Below are 19923 nucleotides of genomic sequence, written 5' to 3' on the forward strand. Positions count from 1 at the left end.
TGTCATTGCCTTGTGATTGTTGATAACAGAACGTTGCGCAAGCATTGCCGGGCAATCGAGTTATCAGGTGGGGTGACGATAAAAACTTCGTATAAATAAGCGATAGGGAATCAGTATGCGTATTGGTATACCAAAAGAACGGTTGGCCAATGAAGCGCGTGTCGCAGCAACGCCGAAAACGGTGGAACAGTTGCTGAAACTCGGCTTCGAGGTCTCAGTAGAACGTGACGCGGGCAAATTGGCCAGTTTCGACGATGCCGCTTACGCCGCTGCGGGCGCAGCGATTGCGGAATCGGCAGATGTCTGGCAATCCGACATCATTTTCAAAGTGAATGCGCCGGCAGAGGATGAAACGGCGTTATTGCGTGCAGGCAGCACGCTGGTGAGTTTTATTTGGCCCGCGCAGAATCCGGCATTGCTGGAAAAACTGGCAGAGCGTCAGGTAACCGTGATGGCCATGGATTCCGTGCCGCGGATTTCGCGCGCGCAATCCTTGGATGCCTTAAGCTCCATGGCCAATATCGCGGGTTATCGCGCCATTGTGGAAGCCGCCCATGAGTTTGGTCGCTTCTTCACCGGCCAGATTACCGCGGCGGGTAAAGTACCGCCTGCAAAAGTGATGGTGATCGGTGCGGGCGTTGCCGGGCTGGCCGCTGTCGGTGCGGCAGGCAGTCTGGGCGCGATTGTGCGTGCGTTCGACACCCGCCCGGAGGTCAAGGAACAGGTGCAGAGCATGGGCGCCGAATTCCTTGAACTGGATTTTGAAGAAGAAGCGGGCAGCGGCGACGGCTATGCCAAAGTGATGTCCGAAGCCTTTATCAAAGCGGAAATGGAACTGTTCGCCGCGCAGGCGAAAGATGTCGACATTATCGTGACCACCGCCTTGATCCCCGGCAAACCGGCACCGCGCTTGATCACCAAAGAGATGGTGCTGAGCATGAAGCCGGGCAGCGTGATTGTCGATCTGGCGGCACAAACCGGTGGTAACTGTGAACTCACCGTGGCCGATCGGGTGACCGTCACTGAGAACGGCGTAAAAATTATCGGTTACACCGATTTGCCGAGCCGTTTACCGACACAGTCCTCGCAGTTGTATGCCACTAACCTGGTTAACCTGCTGAAACTGTTGTGCAAAGAGAAAGACGGCACCATCACCGTTGATTTCGATGACGTGGTGATCCGCGGCGTTACCGTGGTGAAAGAAGGGGATGTCACCTGGCCGGCACCGCCGATTCAGGTTTCTGCCCAACCGCAACAGGCCAAGGCGGCCGCTGCTGCGCCAAAAGTGGAGGCTGCACCGGCTTCACCGTGGAAAAAATACGCCTTCATGGCGCTGGCTATTTTGTTGTTCGGCTGGCTGGCCAATGTGGCTCCGAAAGAGTTTTTATCGCATTTCACCGTGTTCGCGTTGTCGTGCGTGGTGGGTTACTACGTGGTGTGGAACGTCAGTCATGCGCTGCATACGCCGCTGATGTCCGTTACCAATGCGATTTCGGGCATTATTGTGGTGGGGGCGCTGTTGCAGATCGGTCATGGCGGATGGGTGTCATTCTTCTCCTTCATAGCCGTACTGATCGCCAGCATCAATATATTCGGTGGTTTCACCGTCACCCAGCGCATGCTGAAAATGTTCCGTAAAAACTAAGGGGTAACACATGTCTGGAGGATTGGTTACAGCTGCATACATTGTTGCCGCTATTTTGTTTATTTTCAGTCTGGCAGGGCTGTCGAAACATGAAACATCACGTCAGGGTAATATCTTTGGCGTTACCGGGATGGCGATTGCGCTGATTGCCACCATTCTCGGGCCGAATGCCGGAAACGTGGGTTGGATTATTGCTGCGATGGCGATTGGTGGCGCAGTCGGTATCTACCTGGCGCGTAAAGTCGAAATGACTGAAATGCCGGAACTGGTCGCTATTCTGCACAGCTTCGTCGGCATGGCCGCCGTGCTGGTTGGGTTTAACAGCTTCCTGGATCACGGTGAAATCACCGATCCGGTGATGGTGAATATCCATCTGACGGAAGTATTCCTTGGCATCTTTATCGGTGCGGTCACCTTTACCGGTTCCGTGGTAGCCTTCGGTAAACTGCGCGGTATTATTTCATCCAAACCGCTGATGTTGCCGCATCGCCATAAGATGAACCTGGCCGCGCTGGTGGTGTCGTTCCTGCTGCTACTGTGGTTTGTCAATACCGGCAGTGTGGCAGGACAGAGCATTGCGCTGCTGTTCATGACCGCCATTGCACTGGTGTTCGGTTGGCACCTGGTGGCATCCATCGGTGGGGCTGACATGCCTGTTGTGGTATCGATGCTGAACTCCTACTCCGGTTGGGCAGCAGCGGCGGCGGGTTTCATGCTCAGCAACGACTTGCTGATCGTTACCGGTGCGCTGGTCGGTTCTTCGGGTGCGATCCTCTCTTACATCATGTGTAAGGCGATGAACCGCTCTTTCTTTAGCGTCATTGCTGGCGGATTCGGCACCGACGGTTCTTCTACCGGCGCCAGTGAAGAAGTGGGCGAATACCGTGAGGCCTCGGCGGAAGACGTTGCGGAACTGCTGAAAAACTCCAGTTCGGTGATCATTACGCCGGGATACGGTATGGCGGTGGCTCAGGCGCAATATCCGGTGCATGACATCACGGCTAAACTGCGTGCGCGTGGTATCAAAGTGCGTTTCGGTATCCACCCGGTCGCTGGGCGTTTGCCGGGCCATATGAACGTGCTGCTGGCGGAAGCCAAAGTACCTTACGATGTGGTGCTGGAAATGGACGAGATCAATGATGATTTCGCCGATACCGATACCGTGCTGGTCATTGGTGCTAACGATACGGTTAACCCGGCGGCACAGGAAGATCCGGGTAGCCCGATTGCAGGAATGCCGGTGTTGGAAGTGTGGAAAGCGCAGAACGTTGTTGTGTTTAAACGTTCTATGAACACCGGCTATGCCGGGGTGCAGAACCCGCTGTTCTTCAAAGAAAATACGCAAATGCTGTTTGGCGATGCCAAAGAAAGCGTGGAAGCGATCCTGAAAGCGTTGTAACAGGTTTATGACCTGAACGTATGTTGCGAAGGGCAGGAGATATCCTGCCCTTTTTATTAATGCTCCGTTACCAGCTTAAACCAAAACCGCGCGGAAAGGCGACCGTGCCCGTATTGGTTTCCGCGTCATAGTCTTTCCACACCATCACCGGCAACTTGCCCTGCGGCGAGGCGTTTCCTGTCAGCACTTTTGCCAGCGCCATTATGGATTTTCCGCGCCACACACCGTTGTCACAGCCATAATAGGCGTAGCTGGCAACGGCGGCCTCAACGTCATTGGCATAAAGGGCGATGTCATAAGGTGCACGCAGGGACAAATGTACCCGTGTTTTGGCGAGCCCACCCGCATAACGCAACCAGCCCAGGTAGCGCGCGGTATCGTTTTGCTGCGCGTTTTCAGCTGTTGTAATACCGTCTTTTTCTACTGGGGTAAAACGGGTCGAGAGGGTTCCGAGCAGAAACACATCACAGTGTGCTATGCGCTGGCGAATTTCTTTGTCGGTTAACTGCGATTCCTTGGCGACATCAACGTGCGCGTAGCCGTATTGCTGCATCATTATTTTGATGCCGTCTGCCTGCTCCATCCAGGGGGTCAGGATAAAGTAGCGTAAGTTTTTTTCCAGCAACGGCAGTGTGGCACGGTGATTAACCACGGCGGTGATCGAACGATCGGCAATCAGCGCTTCGGTATTGTCGTTGGGCGGAGCGATGGCGGGAGCACTGGCGTTGCCCAGCAGGTGGTAGCGCTGTTTCAGCGTGAGGATACGCGCTACGGATGCGTTGATTTCTGCCTCACTGTAGTCACCCTGTTTCACTTTCTCAACAATACGGTTAATCAAGGCGGATAGTGCTGCGCCCTGTTCCGGTGTGGTTATGCTGACCGGCATTAGCGCGATATCCACGCCAGCTTTAAACACTGCATCCAGTGCGTCTTGCTGCGTGAAGTGGTCGGCAATCGCGCCCATGTCTAACGCATCGGTGATAGTGACGCCCTGATAATGCAACTGTTGGCGCAGCAGGTTGCTTTGTATTTCTCGCGACATGGTTGCTGGCACAATGATGCTTTCGCCGTTGCAGGTCGTGATGTGGCTGTTATCCAGCGCGGGGTACTGAATGTGCGCTGTCATGATCATATCGGGTGCAGACCCGTGTTCGATGGCTTGCGCAAAGGGGGCGATATCGATGGCGAAAGCATCATGGCTCGAGCGATCAACCCGTGGCAGAGAGGTATGGGAGTCGGTGGAGGTATCTCCGTGCCCGGGAAAGTGTTTATAGGCCGTCATTACCCCTTGTTGTTGCATGCCCGCCGAGACTTTTTCTGCCAGTGTCGTGACGGTTGCGACGTCATCACTAAAACTGCGCACATTAATCACCGGGTTGAGCGGGTTGCTGTTAACGTCGACCACCTGGGCAAAGTTGGTATTGATGTTTAACGTCCGCAGATCGTGCCCCATATGCACGCCCTGCGCGTAGGCCAGTTGGCTATCTCCGCCGCCGGTTACGGCCGCAGCCAGCGCCATGTTGCCTGAAAACGGGGCATACTCATCGCGCGGCAAGCGAAATACATTTCCGCCTTCATTATCAGTACCGATAAATAGCCGAACGCCAGAAAGGGTTTCCAACGAGGCGTACCAGGAGGTCAGTGTCTTAATTTGCGCTTTGTTTTTCAGATTGTTGGCAAAAAGAATTACGCCACCGATGTGGTTGACGCGTAGCAGGTTTGCGATGACGCCGTTGGGTTCGATCATGTCCTGCTGCTGCCAGAGGCGAAAATCCAGCATGATTTTTTGCCCTATTTTTTCTTCCAGCGTCATGGCATGTAGGATTTGCTGAACGTCCATGGTCGGTCTCCTGTATCAATGGCGTGTTAACTCGTCCTCTCTAAGACAAGCATAAACGAGAAAATGCGCTAAACCGTTTGGCAACATAAACGAGATTACGCCACAACGTGTCAGAGGACGGTTGCGAGCGCATAAAAAAACGAAATCGGCCGTCAGGTCGATTTCGTCCAGAGAAACAGATTATAACCTTGAAGCGCTAGGCTTTGGTATCTTCACCTTAGTCATCGAGGGTGACAGGGGAAATAAAATCATTGGGCTTGATAGCGAGCAGGTCACATTTAAGGTGATCGATAACATGTTCAACGGTGTTGCCGATAAAGGCCGCTGACAGACCGGTGCGTCCCAGCGAGCCCAGCACCACCACGCCCGCCTGCAAGTGTTCCGCCAGGTCGGGGATAACTTCTTCCGGTAACCCTTTTTCGACATGTGTCAGGCGTTCATCCAGCGAAAATTTCTGGCGTAAGGATTTCATGGCAATCAAATGCTGGCCACGAATAGCGTCATTGTAAACACCGGGATCGAAATCCGGCAGCTCAATGGCAATATTGATAGGGGTAACCGGATAGGCGCCGACAAGATGGACTTCGGTTTGGTCAACCTGCTTGGCAAGCGCAATCGTTTCAGACACCAGCTTGATATTGAGCGGATCGTGATAAGGGTCTTCACTGGCAAGGTTAACGGCGACCAGCGCACGGCCATTATCAGGCCAGGGTTGGTCTTTCACCATCCACATCGGGCAGGGGCATTTACGCAGCAATTGCCAATCCAGCGGGGTAAAAATGACGGCCTCCAGCCTGTCGTGCTGGTGAGCCATTTTCAACACCAAATCGTGCTGATGAGTGATCACTTCCTGAATAATGGCGACATAAGGTTTATTGTGCCATACCACTTTGATATCGATGGGGATACCGGCTTCAATGTAGTAGGCGCACTGTTCTGCAATCCACGCTTTCCGCTGTTCAATGACACCCTGGCGCATTTCCGTGCGTTCGTCTGGCGAGAGCAAGGTGGTCATTTCGTAAGAGAAATCATAAATCGGCAGGAATGCCTTGATACGACCGCCTAACCGCTGAACCAGGTATGCCGCGCGTCGCAGCGCAGGTTGGTCATCCTGATTCGGGTCAATAGCTACCAGTAAGTTCTGATATGTTGCCATAGGTCCTCCTAACAGCTGTCACCTTACAGCCGGTAATTAAGAGTACCTCATGAGAATTGCTTTTAACAACTGGTGATGAGCGCCGGATCAATAAAATAAAAACAATGACCCGGCAATAGGTTAGGCTTTAACGCGCACGGTTCCGGCCAGTTCTGACAGGGCATCGATATTCTCGATGGTGATGTATTTTCCTTTTACGGCCAGAATACCGCCTTTCTGGAAGCGACCGAGCAAACGGCTGATGGTTTCCACGGTAAGCCCTAAGTAGTTACCGATATCACCGCGTGTCATGGTCAGTCGGAACTCGCGTGGAGAGAAACCACGCTGGGCGAAACGGCGAGACAGGTTGTAGATAAATGCAGCCAGACGCTCTTCGGCGTTCTTTTTCGACAGCAGCAGTATCATGTCTTGATCGCTACGAATCTCACCGCTCATCAGGCGCATCATCTGCTGGCGCAAATTCGGCATTTTGCCAGACAGGTCGTCCAGCGTCTCGAAGGGGATTTCACACACCATCGAGGTTTCCAACGCCTGCGCAAAGCTGGGATGCTGGGCATTGCCAATGGCATCGAAACCAACCAGATCGCCTGCCAAATGGAAACCGGTAATTTGTTCGTCACCCTGTTCGGTGATGGTGTAACTTTTAATGGTCCCGGAACGGATCGCGTACAGTGATTTCAGTTCATCACCGGCTTTGAACAGTGCTTGTCCCTTTTGGATCGGTTTTTTCCTTTCAATGATATTATCGAGCTGATCAAGCTCGTGCTCATTTAATGTAAAAGGAATGCACAGCTGGCTGATGCTGCAATCCTGGCAATGGATTGCACAACCACCAGACTGAATGCGCCGAATAATTCGCTTTTCCGGGATCATAGACTTTGCTCAGTCGATAATTGATATCGGTCAATTTTAACAGCTTTTATCGGTGATGGTAAGTGTCGTCATTCGTATATCAAACGAATAAATAGGGGACATAGCGAGCCATTAAAAGAAAAACGGTAGCCGTCACATCTTTTTACCCGTTATTCAATCAGTGTTCGATATATCATGAATTATATAGCGATAGCGTGCCCTGACGCGCAATGGCCCCCTCATGAGCCAGCAACCACGCTTTACGTTGTACGCCGCCTGCATAGCCGGTCAATGCGCCATTGGCACCAATAACGCGGTGACAAGGAACGACAATACTGACAGGGTTGCTGCCGTTCGCCATGCCGACCGCGCGTGATGCCGTGGGCGCGCCAAGACGGGAAGCCAATTCACCGTAGGTGATGGTGGTGCCACAAGGGATTTTTCGCAGTTCCTGCCATACTCGCTGTTGAAACGGTGTGCCAAGGCTGGCGACGGCAAGCGTATTGATAGCCTGTAAGTCCCCGGAAAAATAGCGCGCCAGTGCCTGGGTTAATCCGCCTGGATTGACCGCTTCTGTTAACGTGAAGGGATCATTTTTATAACGCCGAGCCAGCAGGCGATATAATTTCTCTTCATAGTCTTTCCACTCCACGGCGCGCAACCGCTGTTGTTCATCGGCGATAATCAATAAATCTCCGAGCGGGGTGGATAACGTATCCAGTAAAAAGCGTTGTGGCATGATTCAGGTCCCTTAACGCACATGTCCATTAATTGCCGCCATTATTGCCGACTCGCTGGACGAATGAAAATAAATTGAGATCGTCATCACGAAAAACGGCGGGAAGAGTGAATGACATCACGTTTTAATGCCATGGAAATGTGATGCAAGTCACCGATGAACCGTGGCATTTGCGATAACTCTCACAACTCGATGACATATTCTCTTTTCGCCGAATTTCCCTTTCAAAACAGCGTTTCACCTGAACGGTGCAACGCTTATGCTGACACCCACTCACTGCCACTGTCATTCAATCGGATGCGGGGTGGCGGCAAGATTCGGCGAGGTGGTGTAAACGCTCAGGTGCCATCAGCATGGGCAGAAAATGTGGATAGTCGTACTGATGCTGTGCCAGCCAGTGATGCAATTTTTCAGCAAATGCCTGGGCGTCATTACAGTGTTGTTCACGGGCGGTGACGGTACCACCGTAGCTCAGACTAAAGAGCGCATCGGCAATCAGTTGTTTCGCATGGTCGCACAGTTCGGTATACCACCAGGCGCAGTCCCAACTTGCGGCCAATCGTGCGCAGAGCGGCTCAGGCAATATCCGGGCATGGTGAATTTCACGCGCGGATTGACGCAGGTGATGGGCAAAGAAATGAGATTGCTGGCGTTCAAGGGTCACCAACTCATATTGATGGCTTCCCAATCCGCGATCGTCCGTTGGGAATAGCGGTTGAAAAGCGTGAGTCCAGTTGGCGCTTCGGGTTTCTGCATGCAACAACGGAATGGCCTGTTCCAGGGTGTGGGGTAATTGACTGTGGCGATGCAACAAGCGTCCAAGGAAATACGGTGTCTTACACATCCAGTCATAGCTGTTGAAAAACAGCGACTGCACGCTATCAATCCGTTTGACGGCGGTATTGCTGGTAGTGGCAGTGACATTGACGGCATGGTTGTCCTGCAACCAACGTTGAAACAGGGCGGCGGCATGAAGCTCCCCGTGCTCAGAGTGGTTAATCAATTGTGCCAGTCCGTACAGGTTGATCTCATTGATCGATTCCAGCAGCGAACTGTTGCTGATCCACTCCCAGCTAATGCGGGCACTGATGGCTTCCAGTTCATCTCCCGCCACGGCATGTGCCCAGCTCAAGCGCCCCTGAATTTCGTCCACCAGCATGCAGGGCAGCAGCGTCCAGCCGTAATCGATGCCCCACAAATCAAATTCAATCCATTTTTTATTGCCGGGAAAAGACGTCAGTTCAGGATTATTGGCAAACCCGGGACGGTAATCCATCGCCGTGGCTTTCATCGAAACGCGCACATCGTCCGGCAGGCTACTCAGGGTGTTGTGCAATTGGCGGCGTGGCCAACTGTCATCAAGGTAATCACACAGCACCAGTTTTTTGCCGTGCAGACGCAAAATGCGGTGCAGCATTTTCATGCTCTGTTTCCACTGCTCGGGATGAAACGTTGGGGTTTGCAGACTGAGAATCAGTCCGCTGATGTCCGGCAGCGCTACCAGCATCTCATCCACGGTTTCACTGTAAAAGCGCGTCAGAAACGAGGTATTAGTCGTGACAGAATCCTCGTCCAAAAAGAATTCAGGAAATTTTTGTTTGATCTTGGCGTCACCGGGAAAAGCTTCACCCTGGATCCACAGTTGAATATGGCGCGACTGGCAATGGTGTGACACCCGTTGCAGATAGCTCAAGGTACTTTCGCGCTCATGATGCAGATTTTCAATCCCGGGATTTTTGTTGTGCGCCGGCGGGCGCGCCAGTAACGCCAGGATATTTTGTTGATGCACGATCAGCCCGTTGAAGCGATACCGCGCAATGAGGTCAATCACCTCGAGAAAATGCGGCCAGTGCCAAATCAATGGCGTATTGACCTCCAGCAAGCGTAAAGGGGGGAGCACATTCATCAGGTTACAGCGCTGTGGTTGTCATGCATCGCCTCAGCATAGCAAAGAGTCATCAAGCGTTGTCAATGAGCGCACGCGATATTGGTTAACGCGCTCGAAAAATGGCGACGATACATTGCGTTAACGTCAGAAAAGAAGGAATGACATGAATGAAGAAGAAATATGCCGTTGTCGGCACCGGAGGGCGTGCCGGCCTCTATTTAACCGCAATCGCCAGAGATTACCAACAAACCAGCACCTTTGTCGCCTTTTGCGACACCAACCAGACGCGCATGCAGTATGCCAATAAAATGATTGGCGAGTGGGGACATACGCCAGTGCCGTGCTTCAGCGCTGACCAGTTCGAGACCATGATCGCCGAGTGTAAACCGGACATCGTGATCGTGACCTCCATCGATCGCACCCATCACCACTATATTATTCGGGCGATGGAACTGGGCTGCGATGTGATCAGCGAAAAACCGATGACGATTGACGAAGAGAAATGTCAGGCCATCATCAATGCTATTGCCCGTACCGGGCGTAAACTGCGCGTCACCTTCAACTATCGCTACGCGCCGCACCACAGCAAGATTCGTGAACTGATCGCTTCCGGTGTGATAGGCGATGTGTTCTCCGTGCACTTTGAATGGTTGCTGAATACACAGCACGGTGCTGACTATTTCCGTCGCTGGCACCGTGACAAACGCAACAGCGGCGGGCTGCTGGTGCACAAATCCACCCACCATTTCGATCTGGTGAATTTCTGGCTGCACTCCGAACCGGAAACGGTCTATGCCCAGGGGGATTTGCGCTTTTACGGTAAGGCTAACGCGGAAGCGCGAGGCGTAACCGAGTTCTACGCGCGTTCGCATAATAGCGGAGGCGGCCAAGGACGATCCTTTTGCCTTGCAGATGAGTGAAAGCGCCCAGCTCACAGCGCTCTATTTGGATGCCGAACATGAGGATGGTTACTACCGTGATAAGAGTGTGTTTGACGACGGCATCAACATTGAAGACGTGATGGGCGTTATGGTGCGTTACAAAAACAAAGCGATCATGACCTACTCGCTCAATGCCTACCTGCCTTGGGAAGGGCTGAACGTGGTGTTCAACGGCAGTAAAGGGCGGTTGGAGATGAAACTGGTTGAGAAATCGTATGTCAACGGCGGTGGGCTGAAAGAGGACGAAGGCGCACTGGATCAGTGTGAAATCACGGTTTATCCCATGTTTGATGCCCCCTACAAGGTGCCGGTGGTGTACCAGGCGGGTGGGCACGGCGGAGGCGATCTGGTGATGTTAAACGATCTGTTCGGCACGCCGGATCCCGATCCGCTACAGCGGGCGGCGGACTACCGCGACGGAGCGCGTTCCATCCTAACCGGGATAGCCGCTAACCGTTCGTTGCGGCTGGAACAGCCAGTGAAAATCGCCGATCTCGCCGTCAATCTGCCGGACTGACGGATACACAGGGCGGGGTGTAACGCTTACGCATCGCCCACAATAAACCTGCAAATAGCCATGGGAGGCCACCTAACACAAACTGCGAGTACCCAGCTGTCGCTTGCGAGGTGGACACTCGGCCCAGCGCGACCCTACGTTTTTTGATGAGCTCTACCTTTTTCGATGGAATAGAGTACCCACGATATTCTGCTGTGTGGGTGATACCAGCACAATGACTATAACTAAGGGTTCTATTATGACGAAAGTCTTGCATCGTATTCCTCGTATCCTACTGTTATGTGCCGCATTACCAATCAGCAGCGTTGCCGTTCATGCTGCCGATCCTGTTGAAGTTCGTATCTCCTGGTGTGGGGCAATCAGCGACATGAAGCCACTCTGGCCGCCATCAACGCCTTCCAAAAGGTGCATCCGGAGATCAAAGTGAAAGCCGAATACGCGGGGTGGGATGGTTACCTGTCGCGTCTGTCAACCCAGATGGCGGGCGGGCAAGAGCCGGATGTGATCCGCATTGACTGGAACTGGCTGCCCCAGTTTTCGCGCAACGGTGATGGCTTTTACGATCTGTATAAACAGCGCGATGCGCTGGCGTTAACGGATTTTCCGCCCCTGTATCTGAGAACCGGCGAAGTGAAAGGCAAACTCCAAGGGGTGCCGATTTCCATGACGTCGCGTGGGTTTATTTATAACAAGGGCACCTGGGATAAAGCGGGCGTTGCTTACCCGAAAACTTGGGATGAATTGTTTGCGTCTGGCCCCGCGTTTAAAAAAGCGTTGGGTGACAACTTCTACCCCCTCGGCGTGGCACAGGGATCTTCTGACGTACTGGATATTCTGACGCTGGGGCGCGCCTACATGGCGCAGAAATATGGCATCGATATGATTGCCGAGAGCAAGCAGAGCCTGGCCTATAATCGCGAGCAGGTACGCGAACTGTTCGGTTTCTATAAAAAGCTGGTGGATAACCATGTGATACCCGATCAGCGTTATTTCTCGTCCTTTGGCCGCACCAACGTGTATGAGATTCGTCCATGGATCAACGGTGAAATGGGGGGCATGTATTTATGGGATTCCGCCATCTACACCTACGCCAGCAACATGCCAAAAGAAACTGTGCTGGAGCCAGGGCCGTACCCCATGCTGAGTAACGCCAAAGACTCAGCGATCAACACCAAGCCGTCTTCACTGTTTGCAGTGGGTAAAAACACCAAGCATCCCAAAGAATCCGCGATGCTGATCGGCTTTTTGTTGAGTAACCCGGAAGGCATCAAAGCGCTGGCATTGCAAAACGGCATGCCGGCAAACCCGAAAGCGGTAACGTTGCTGGAACAAAGTGGGGTGATCACGCCGACCAATCTGCTGGCAAATGCCTATAAGGCAGCAGCTGAACAGCCAGCCACTCAAGTAGCGGTATCCCCTTACATGGAGAATCAGGAACTGGTGCAACTGTGGACCACCAGCGTTCAGCGTCTTGATTACGGTAAAGGGGCGCTCAATGAGGTCGCGGATGACTTTTACAACAACGCCAATCGTATTTTGAAACGCGCAATCCGCTAAGCCTTCTTTATAATGCTGTTAAGGCGTTATATCAACACAACGGTATAACGCCTTTTCTCTCACCCCGATGGTATCGATAAAATAACTCATTATCATTTATTCGATATTTAACGCTATTATCCTCACATAAACTTATTTTTATCTCCGTATTTATTTTAATCTGGGTATTAAAAACCATAGTTCATACAAAATTAATTTAAATCATAATGCAGTATCGCTGCATTGGGTAAAACGGTTGCGTTGCTATCTGTCTTCCCAACCTGTTAATGGAATTGAAAATGAATAACCCAATGAAGGTACTGTTTACTGCTGCACTCTTTGCCTTGCCCGTTGCTGCCTTTGCCCATATCGGTGCCGATGAGGGGGCCCACCATGTGACTGGCTTTATGCAGGGATTTATCCATCCGCTTACTGGCCTCGATCACCTGTTTGCCATGACGCTGGTCGGCGTGTGGAGTGCCATGAATACCCAAAAATGGTGGCTGGCACCTCTCTCGTTTGCCAGCCTGTTGCTGGTAGGCGCACTGATTGGCATGGCGGGACTGGTTGTGCCTGCGACTGAACATATTGTTGCGGCTTCGCTGTTGGTTCTGGGGCTGATGGTGGCCATGCAACTGAAGCTGTCAGCTTCCACTGGCGCAGTGCTGGTCGGCGCTTTTGCCCTGTTTCATGGTTTGGCGCACGGCGCTGAGTTATCTCACTCCTTTGCCGCCCTGTCAGGGATGGTGGTCGCGACTGCGCTGCTACACATCGGCGGGCTGGCGTTGGGCTACGCCATGCTGGCAGCGAAACGCAGCGTGTGGTGGCCGCGCGTTATCGGCGCAAGCTCTGCGCTGCTTGGCGTAGGGTTGTTGAGTGGCTTCTTTGCCTGAGCATTTTCTTGATGATGACACCGGTTCCCACCGCCTGATGCGGTGGGATATCGGATTTTACAACGCAGGCTGACCCGGCAACTGCTATCGTGTAATCCACTGAATTCCAGGGAATATCGCCATGTTGCCAGCAGTGACTTCCGAAGCTATCGCTCTGTTACCCCTCTATTCCCGCGATCGGCAGCAAGCTGCCTTGACACCCACTTCAGTAATGAATCAAACCCACCTCCGTTCACATGGACAATTGATGTATCGTTTTCAGGACCGGCTCTTTTGGTGTGAGCATGATGATGTCTCCTCGTTGCACAGTCGGGTGAGTTACCTCAACGCGGTGGTTAACCATATCGTGCAGACGATGCCCAACCGGGATCGGCCTTTGACGCTGATTTCACTTGGTGCTGGTGGGGTGTTGATGGAATCCTTTATTCATAGGCAATTGCAAGGCCATGGGTATCAGGACATAAATTGGCGGGTCATTGATATTGAATACGGGCCCGATGGGGTTCACCGTTGCCTTTCCTACCGCGACAGTCTGGATGACTTTGCCGGGTTAACGGCGGGAAAACTGGCTGTTTACGGTTCGGAATAACACTATTTCACTACCAGTACGGGCGGAAATGGCGCAACTAACGACAGAGGCTGTGGGGCTACCGTGCTACTGATAATCGATCCACCGACGTCATCGTCACAGGTTTTAGGCAGGGCGAGCATCGATCCGCAAAGCATGTCGATCAAGGGCCGCCCCGTTGAGGATATCGCCGACGCCAATTGTCTCTATTTGATCGCCTGCGACCCTGAATATAAAGAGCAGGTGGATCATGCGATGGCGATGCTGGCGCGTGGCGATCGTATCGCGACGCTGGGCAGCATTTTGAAGTGCCACGTCAATAAATTCGGGGGCTGTGAGGTGTTGTCGACGCAAGCGCCAAGAAGTTTGATGATGAAAGCAGCCTGTATTCCGCTTCTGGAACAGGCAAAAACCACACAAGCGTCGACGTCGGCTACCGAAATGACGATATCGGATATCAAGCGCGCCGTTGAGCGCTACGTTACCGCGATGGCAGATGAAAACGATCTTTACTACGCCGTATGCTGCGTGTCTGATTATGACGTTAGTCTGGCACGACTGCGTGATTACATCATCGACAGTCCGCATTCATCATCACTCGCCACACTCGAGATAAATGCGACCCGTATTGAACACTATCCGTAAACGGAGAGCGGGGGCTGGTTTTGCCCCTGCATTGAGCAGGGGCAGATCACTTATTTTGCGCCGGATGCGGTGGGTTTGAATATTTGCAGAATGGCACCCAACTGTTTGCGCTGTTCGGCATCCAGTTCGCCACCGGCGGAATGCCCGGCATTTTGCAGAATCAGGGTATTGAGCCCAATCAGCCAATCGTACACGTAAAACGCCGTATTATTGGTGGGGGTGAGCGACAACTTGGTTAACCGTTTGGCGCTGCCCCAACTGACGGCCTGTTTTTCCGGCTTGGCGAAGATTTTACGGCCACGGTTAATGCGGCTTTCCGGTCGCTGTTCCTCGGTCATTTTCTGGAAACCGAACCAGGCGATATAATCGCCGAGCACCGTCAGGGCGCGAGAAACCTGGCTGTCTATCTCATTGTCCGTGTAGGCGCTGGGGTGATCGTCCTGGTTCAGCGTCGCGTGCAGCGCCTGATTAATACCTTGACGCAGACCGGCGGTGATGACTTCTTCCATCAGCATCTCCAACGTCGGTTTACTCAACCCGAGCAATTCGACCAGCGGTGCGTTGTCTGGCAGGTTGCGCATGTGGTTTATCCAAAAACGCAAAACCTGACGGGCAAAGATCGCATTGGTATCCACATCGCTTGGCGTGTGGATGTCGTCAGCCTGTGTCACATCCAGCGGTGTGTCGCTGAATAAATCGATATCCATGCCAATGCCAAACGGATCGGCGTTGGTCAGGGTACTGCTGTTATCCAGAGCCGGGTGGGCGACCGCGCTAACGCCGGATTGACGCTGCTGTTGATAGAGACGCCGCAGCTCATCCCGCGTCGGCAACATGCGCTCCAGCAATTCGCCGTGTACGCCAGGCCGCGTCTGGAGCGATTTCAACACGGATTCGGCCACTTTCTGCTTTCTCATCGCCGAAATTTCACTGTCCGACTGATACCAGCCGCCGAGGATGTGTTCGAACAGTTCATTTTGCATGTCATGCAACTGTTCTGACAATCGCGCCAGCTTGTTTTCCCGTTTGACTTCGGTATTCAGCCAGTTAGCCATGCGTTTTACACCACGATCGTCAGTTGCCAGCATGGTCCCCCAGGATTCACCCGGATTACCCACGTAGCGTTGAACGCCTTCATCGTAGTGGGTGTTGTGGATGACACGCTGATCGAATTTGTAGCGTTGCACTGCACCGTGCTCACGATCGTTACTGGAAGCGGCGTGTACATTGCTGAGTGGGTTGAAACCCGGAATATCCAGCAGGTCGACTTGCTCAAACAGCGGCTCGCGCGTTGGTGACTGTAGCGTCACCACCAGTTCAACGGCGAGGAAAGCCAACTCCGCCAGTGAAAGCTCAACCGGTTTGCTGGCCCGATTATTGATGACGGGGCGCACATGCACGCTGGGATCGGAAGAGGTATTGAGATAGGCGACGGTGGACAGGTTCATGATGCCATCGGTAGGCAGCAAGACGTCATCAACCAGTACGCTAAGCGGTGCCAACACTTTATGGCTGTAATTCAGGCGCTGTAGCGTATGCGCAAACTGGCGATAGGTCGCCGTATACTCTTCTTTGCCCTGCCACAACACCGAGAACAACCGCGCGCGATCGTCAATGGTCAACGCTGGGGTAAGGGCAATGGCAGCGGGCCAGAAGTGGGTCTCAAGCCATTTTTGCCGTTTGCCATCGTGACGCGCCAGGCTGTCCCACAGAGCAATGACTTCATCGCTACTGAATCCCGGGATAGTCTCGGGTTGACGATGCATCGCCAACAGTGCCATCTGCTCGATGAGTTGCTGTTCATCCTCGGCCAAACTACGGGGCGACGGCGGTGCTACGGCCGTGGACAAATAGGCCTGTGCCAGAATATTGACGATGTCCGCTTCGCTTAACAACAACAATTGAACCGGATAGGTGGCATTTTTCACGCCAGGTTGACGGGTAAAGCGGGTTACCAGACCGGCGAGCTGGTTTTCAGGATTGATATGCGCCTGATAGTCTAGGGTATGGCCGCCGAGATCGCTCTCCAGTCGACCATTTTCGCCCGCGGCTAACGCGGAAATCAGGTAGGTTTTGCCTTCCTGTGCCTGACCGAATAGCCCGATGGCCATCTCTTTTCCGGCGCTGTCTGCCAGCCGTTGTGCCTTGTTGCGATGCCGGCGCAGTTTGATGGTTAGCGTATCGGCTTCCATCTCCAAACGCGGCGAGCGGGGACGGTTGTTCTCTACCCACTTAATGGCCTGTTCAATGCCTTCTGATGCGGCAGTCAACTGCGTGGTTAACCGGGTCGAAAGTTGTTTTGGCGTCAGTGCTCTCATTTGCTGAATACGCTCCCGCTGTCGATCCAGTAGTGTGTTGCGCCGGAAGCGCTGTCAGCCAGCGTGTTAAGCCGCAGCCGCAGATAGTGAAGCGGAACTTTGCTGCCATCTTGTAGCGTGGCGTCGGCAATGTCGAAACGTTCTGGTGTCGATTGTCCTGCCTCGCGTGCCACCGCTAAACGCAGATGCAATACGCTGTCACCCGCAAGCTTACGGGCCAGCGGCTGATCGATAATGGTCAGCGTGTAAAGCGGCGTGGCGGGCCAGCGCTCGTTATCCAACTGACGGAAACCCAGCCCAATACCGCCGCGCACCGAGAAGTAGCCGCGTTTGTCCAATTCAAAATCGGCGGCATCCAAATCGATATCGCTGTAATAGAGGTTATCCTGCGTCAACTGCTGGTTGGCATCGATCATGCCGAAATAGCGGATAGTGGAGTAGGGTTCGAAATCCCCCGCTTTGAAATAAAAGCCTGGCAGGCGCAGGTCCAGTGCCAACAGGCATAGCATGGCGCCAACCGCCGCTGTGGATTTCGGGTTCTCGATACGGCCGAATTTATTGAACGGATACCAATCGCTGGTGTGGTAGCCATCCAGTGACACGATGCGGCTGATGGGCAACGGTTGAAGATAACGGAACAGTGCCTGTATGCCGGGGAACCGCGACGGGCGGCCAGTAAGCAGCAACACATCACAATCATAGAGTGCCACCACCTCGCACAGAGAACGCAAATTTTGCGTGATGCTGATGCGGTTGGACAAGAACTCGCCGTGCAACTTGCTAAGACGAACGATGAGTGGCGTATGCAGGATATCAAATGCGGTAGCATCCGCCGGTTGTTCACGCTGAATTTCGCCGTTCAAATAGTCCAGCACCTTGCCGGTCGGCCGCTGTGGCAGCAGTTCACCAAAGCTGGCTTCCAGTTCGGCGCTCATGTCGAGCGGATCGAACCCTTCATAGGCTTCGAGGATCGCACGCCCAATCGGCATCAGGATTTGCAGAGTGGACTGCTGGCGCAGGGTAGATTGACCATCCATTCTGCCCGCGTTGCCAAACAGCTTGTCCATCAGGCTATCCGGTGTAGCGATCCCGGCTTTTTTCAGTGATGCATGCAGTGCAGGCAGCACGTAGAGCTGGATCATATCCAGCAAGATATCGTCGCCCGCCACTTTGAAGCCTTCGCGGAACATCAACAACGGGCTGATTTTGACGTTACTGCCGATGCTGTCATCCAGTGTGTACTGTGTTACCGCGAGATCGGTGGTGCCGCCGCCGATATCAATCGATGCAACGCGCAGGGTTTGTCCCGGCTGCTCATCGGCATCTCGCACCCGGTCAGGTCGCGCTTGGCTGGCGAAAAAGGCTTTGGTATTGCCACCAAAATTGACCTGGCTTTCGTTGTAGAGATAGACCATCTGACCGCAGGTAGCTTCATCCCATTCCATTTGCACATCAGGTGCGGGGAAGCGACTGGCCGCTTTTTCTTGTTCCGTACTGAAGCCATCATCCGCTGGGTGCCATCCCATCGCTTTCCAGACCAGGCCAATGGCTTCCTGCATACGACGGCGGAAAATTTCTCGCTCAGGTTTCGGCATGGCGGAGGGCAGCGTCAGTATGATGTTACGCAGGCGGCGCGGAGCGCTGTCGTTCATCATTTTCGCACGCTGTGCCGCGCTGTTCATTTGGCTTAACGCCTGTGCCAGCAGCTCGCACAGCATCAGCGTCATCAGTGAACTGCGACTGTATTGTGCCGAGAATACCGGAAGACGATCGTCGAACGGCACCGTGAACAGCGGCTGACCGTCATCATTGATCAAATGTGTGAACGGTGCGGCGATGGCGTGTGGCTCCAGCGCGGCATTTCCGACGGTTTTGCTGAACCGCCAGCCGGGCGCGTAGCTCTCTTCATCCCACAGGTAGCGGCGTGGGCTGGAGAGGCCGCTGGCACCTTCAGTGCCAAGACGTGCCAGCGCCATGCGACTGGCTTCCCGGCCAACCCGCACGATAGACGGCCAGAGGAAGGCGTCTTCGCGGCCACTTTCCAACGAAAAGTTAGGCTTGCCAAACTGCGCGTGTGCAAATTCAATGCGGCTTTCAAACATCTCATTGTAGATGTGATGCGGCTGTTCCAGATCGCGCAATTGCAGCTCATAGCTCTGGCTCAGCCCGTTATGCGCCTCAGGATGATCTTCGACCAGAATGCCGCAGGTGTGCGAGTTGCCAACATCCAGAATGAGATCAACGCCGATATCCGGCTCTTGCCGTGTGCCTGCAACCAGCGTGATTTCCGGTATCCGCAGTTGCTTGCCCAGCATATCCAGCAGGTTCAGGTAGTGCGCCTGATACTCAAAACCACGCAATGCAGTGCGCTGGTCAGCGTCACTACGCTGTTCACGCTCGGTGGCATGGTGGGTAAAGACTTCGCGTAGCCAGCCATCGACCCAGGTTAAATCGAGGAATTCCCCCAGCTCTTCACTGTGATACGCCAGCGTAAACTTCAAACCGGCAGTAATGTCGCTTTCGGTCGGGACGAGCAGCTCGTTCTCATCGCCGTCAGGATAGACTTTGGTGTCGAAGACGATGCAAATACGGTGGGTATTGCCATCCTGATCCGGTCTTGGCAGGGGCACGACCTTCATGCGTGCCCAGTTATCCGGGCCACCGATAAAGGTACGCGGTGGGTTGAAACGCATAAACGGGAGCGGCAGCCAGACATTACTCAACAGCAGCAGCGATTGGCCCAGCGAGAAACTGGACTCAGGGCGTACGACTTCTGGCGCAGATCCCAGCGGTGCAGGCAGAAGATATTTGCCGTTCTCCTCATTGAGGATCAAGCGCAATAAAGGGCCGTTTGCCGTCTTGCGGACGAACTTGCCTGGGCCTTGAGCATCGATAGCCGGTTTAAGCGCAAAATCCAAAAATTGCAGACCGCTGTCCTGGATAAGGGTGATCTTTTGTTTATAGTCCGTAATCGTGGCCAGCATAG

The 19923-nt window shown here is 53.5% G+C and carries 13 protein-coding genes and 1 pseudogene; 7 read left to right on the forward strand and 7 right to left on the reverse strand.

What is annotated here, in order from left to right; genetic code table 11:
• Positions 1-115 precede the first annotated feature (115 nt).
• On the forward strand, positions 116-1645 hold the full coding sequence (gene pntA, locus K6K13_RS09865) for a Re/Si-specific NAD(P)(+) transhydrogenase subunit alpha (RefSeq protein ID WP_222160632.1): 1530 nt from the start codon (positions 116-118) through the stop codon (positions 1643-1645).
• Positions 1646-1655: 10 nt separating this feature from the next.
• Entirely contained in the window at positions 1656-3044 is a 1389-nt protein-coding gene (gene pntB / locus K6K13_RS09870; RefSeq protein WP_222160633.1) for a Re/Si-specific NAD(P)(+) transhydrogenase subunit beta, read from the forward strand.
• Between the two features lie 67 nt (positions 3045-3111).
• Here the strand turns inward: pntB and K6K13_RS09875 are convergent, their stop codons facing one another.
• From K6K13_RS09875 to K6K13_RS09895, 5 genes are all read right to left on the reverse strand, one after another.
• Positions 3112-4884 carry a glycoside hydrolase family 3 protein gene (locus K6K13_RS09875; protein ID WP_222160634.1) on the reverse strand — a complete coding sequence of 591 codons (1773 nt, stop codon included), beginning with the start codon at positions 4882-4884 and terminating at the stop codon, positions 3112-3114.
• Between the two features lie 217 nt (positions 4885-5101).
• Positions 5102-6040 (reverse strand): universal stress protein UspE, encoded by a 939-nt coding sequence (gene uspE / locus K6K13_RS09880; protein ID WP_222160635.1) that lies wholly within the window; start codon positions 6038-6040, stop codon positions 5102-5104.
• 120 nt (positions 6041-6160) lie between these two features.
• On the reverse strand, positions 6161-6913 hold the full coding sequence (gene fnr, locus K6K13_RS09885; protein WP_222160636.1) for a fumarate/nitrate reduction transcriptional regulator Fnr: 753 nt from the start codon (positions 6911-6913) through the stop codon (positions 6161-6163).
• Positions 6914-7085: 172 nt separating this feature from the next.
• Complete coding sequence (gene ogt / locus K6K13_RS09890; protein WP_222160637.1) at positions 7086-7631, reverse strand: methylated-DNA--[protein]-cysteine S-methyltransferase; 546 nt, start codon at positions 7629-7631, stop codon at positions 7086-7088.
• A 289-nt stretch (positions 7632-7920) separates the two neighbouring features.
• Positions 7921-9537, reverse strand: a complete 1617-nt coding sequence (locus K6K13_RS09895; RefSeq protein WP_222160638.1) for a hypothetical protein — start codon at positions 9535-9537, stop codon at positions 7921-7923.
• A 149-nt stretch (positions 9538-9686) separates the two neighbouring features.
• On the opposite strand from K6K13_RS09895, the pseudogene K6K13_RS09900 reads away from it, so the two are divergent.
• From K6K13_RS09900 to K6K13_RS09920, 5 genes and pseudogenes are all read left to right on the forward strand, one after another.
• A pseudogene (locus tag K6K13_RS09900) lies at positions 9687-10977 on the forward strand (Gfo/Idh/MocA family oxidoreductase).
• A gap of 348 nt (positions 10978-11325) precedes the next feature.
• Positions 11326-12534, forward strand: coding sequence for an ABC transporter substrate-binding protein (locus K6K13_RS09905; protein WP_252120464.1), 1209 nt, complete (start codon positions 11326-11328; stop codon positions 12532-12534).
• Positions 12535-12812: 278 nt separating this feature from the next.
• Positions 12813-13406: a HupE/UreJ family protein gene (locus K6K13_RS09910; protein ID WP_252120465.1), complete on the forward strand. Its 594-nt coding sequence runs from the start codon at positions 12813-12815 to the stop codon at positions 13404-13406.
• Positions 13407-13527: 121 nt separating this feature from the next.
• Positions 13528-13995 (forward strand): hypothetical protein, encoded by a 468-nt coding sequence (locus K6K13_RS09915; protein ID WP_222160640.1) that lies wholly within the window; start codon positions 13528-13530, stop codon positions 13993-13995.
• A 63-nt stretch (positions 13996-14058) separates the two neighbouring features.
• Complete coding sequence (locus tag K6K13_RS09920) at positions 14059-14619, forward strand: hypothetical protein (protein ID WP_222160641.1); 561 nt, start codon at positions 14059-14061, stop codon at positions 14617-14619.
• 50 nt (positions 14620-14669) lie between these two features.
• Here the strand turns inward: K6K13_RS09920 and K6K13_RS09925 are convergent, their stop codons facing one another.
• Together K6K13_RS09925 and K6K13_RS09930 are read right to left on the reverse strand one after the other, a co-directional pair.
• Positions 14670-16937 (reverse strand): virulence factor SrfC family protein, encoded by a 2268-nt coding sequence (locus K6K13_RS09925; protein WP_222160642.1) that lies wholly within the window; start codon positions 16935-16937, stop codon positions 14670-14672.
• Positions 16934-19921 carry a virulence factor SrfB gene (locus K6K13_RS09930; RefSeq protein ID WP_222160643.1) on the reverse strand — a complete coding sequence of 996 codons (2988 nt, stop codon included), beginning with the start codon at positions 19919-19921 and terminating at the stop codon, positions 16934-16936. The genes K6K13_RS09925 and K6K13_RS09930 overlap by 4 nt, the downstream gene beginning before the upstream one ends.
• Between the last annotated feature and the right edge of the window lie 2 nt (positions 19922-19923).

It is taken from the genome of Symbiopectobacterium purcellii, from assembly GCF_019797845.1.
GTDB lineage: Bacteria > Pseudomonadota > Gammaproteobacteria > Enterobacterales > Enterobacteriaceae > Symbiopectobacterium > Symbiopectobacterium purcellii.

Bases quoted from the DNA above. Each gene is read 5' to 3' on its own strand.
- pntB (WP_222160633.1), top strand. From the start codon at position 1,656: ATGTCTGGAGGATTGGTTACAGCTGCATACATTGTTGCCGCTATTTTG.
- fnr (WP_222160636.1), bottom strand. From the start codon at position 6,913: ATGATCCCGGAAAAGCGAATTATTCGGCGCATTCAGTCTGGTGGTTGT.
- ogt (WP_222160637.1), bottom strand. From the start codon at position 7,631: ATGCCACAACGCTTTTTACTGGATACGTTATCCACCCCGCTCGGAGAT.
- pntA (WP_222160632.1), top strand. From the start codon at position 116: ATGCGTATTGGTATACCAAAAGAACGGTTGGCCAATGAAGCGCGTGTC.
- K6K13_RS09930 (WP_222160643.1), bottom strand. From the start codon at position 19,921: ATGCTGGCCACGATTACGGACTATAAACAAAAGATCACCCTTATCCAG.
- K6K13_RS09925 (WP_222160642.1), bottom strand. From the start codon at position 16,937: ATGAGAGCACTGACGCCAAAACAACTTTCGACCCGGTTAACCACGCAG.
- K6K13_RS09895 (WP_222160638.1), bottom strand. From the start codon at position 9,537: ATGAATGTGCTCCCCCCTTTACGCTTGCTGGAGGTCAATACGCCATTG.
- K6K13_RS09915 (WP_222160640.1), top strand. From the start codon at position 13,528: ATGTTGCCAGCAGTGACTTCCGAAGCTATCGCTCTGTTACCCCTCTAT.
- uspE (WP_222160635.1), bottom strand. From the start codon at position 6,040: ATGGCAACATATCAGAACTTACTGGTAGCTATTGACCCGAATCAGGAT.
- K6K13_RS09875 (WP_222160634.1), bottom strand. From the start codon at position 4,884: ATGGACGTTCAGCAAATCCTACATGCCATGACGCTGGAAGAAAAAATA.
- K6K13_RS09910 (WP_252120465.1), top strand. From the start codon at position 12,813: ATGAATAACCCAATGAAGGTACTGTTTACTGCTGCACTCTTTGCCTTG.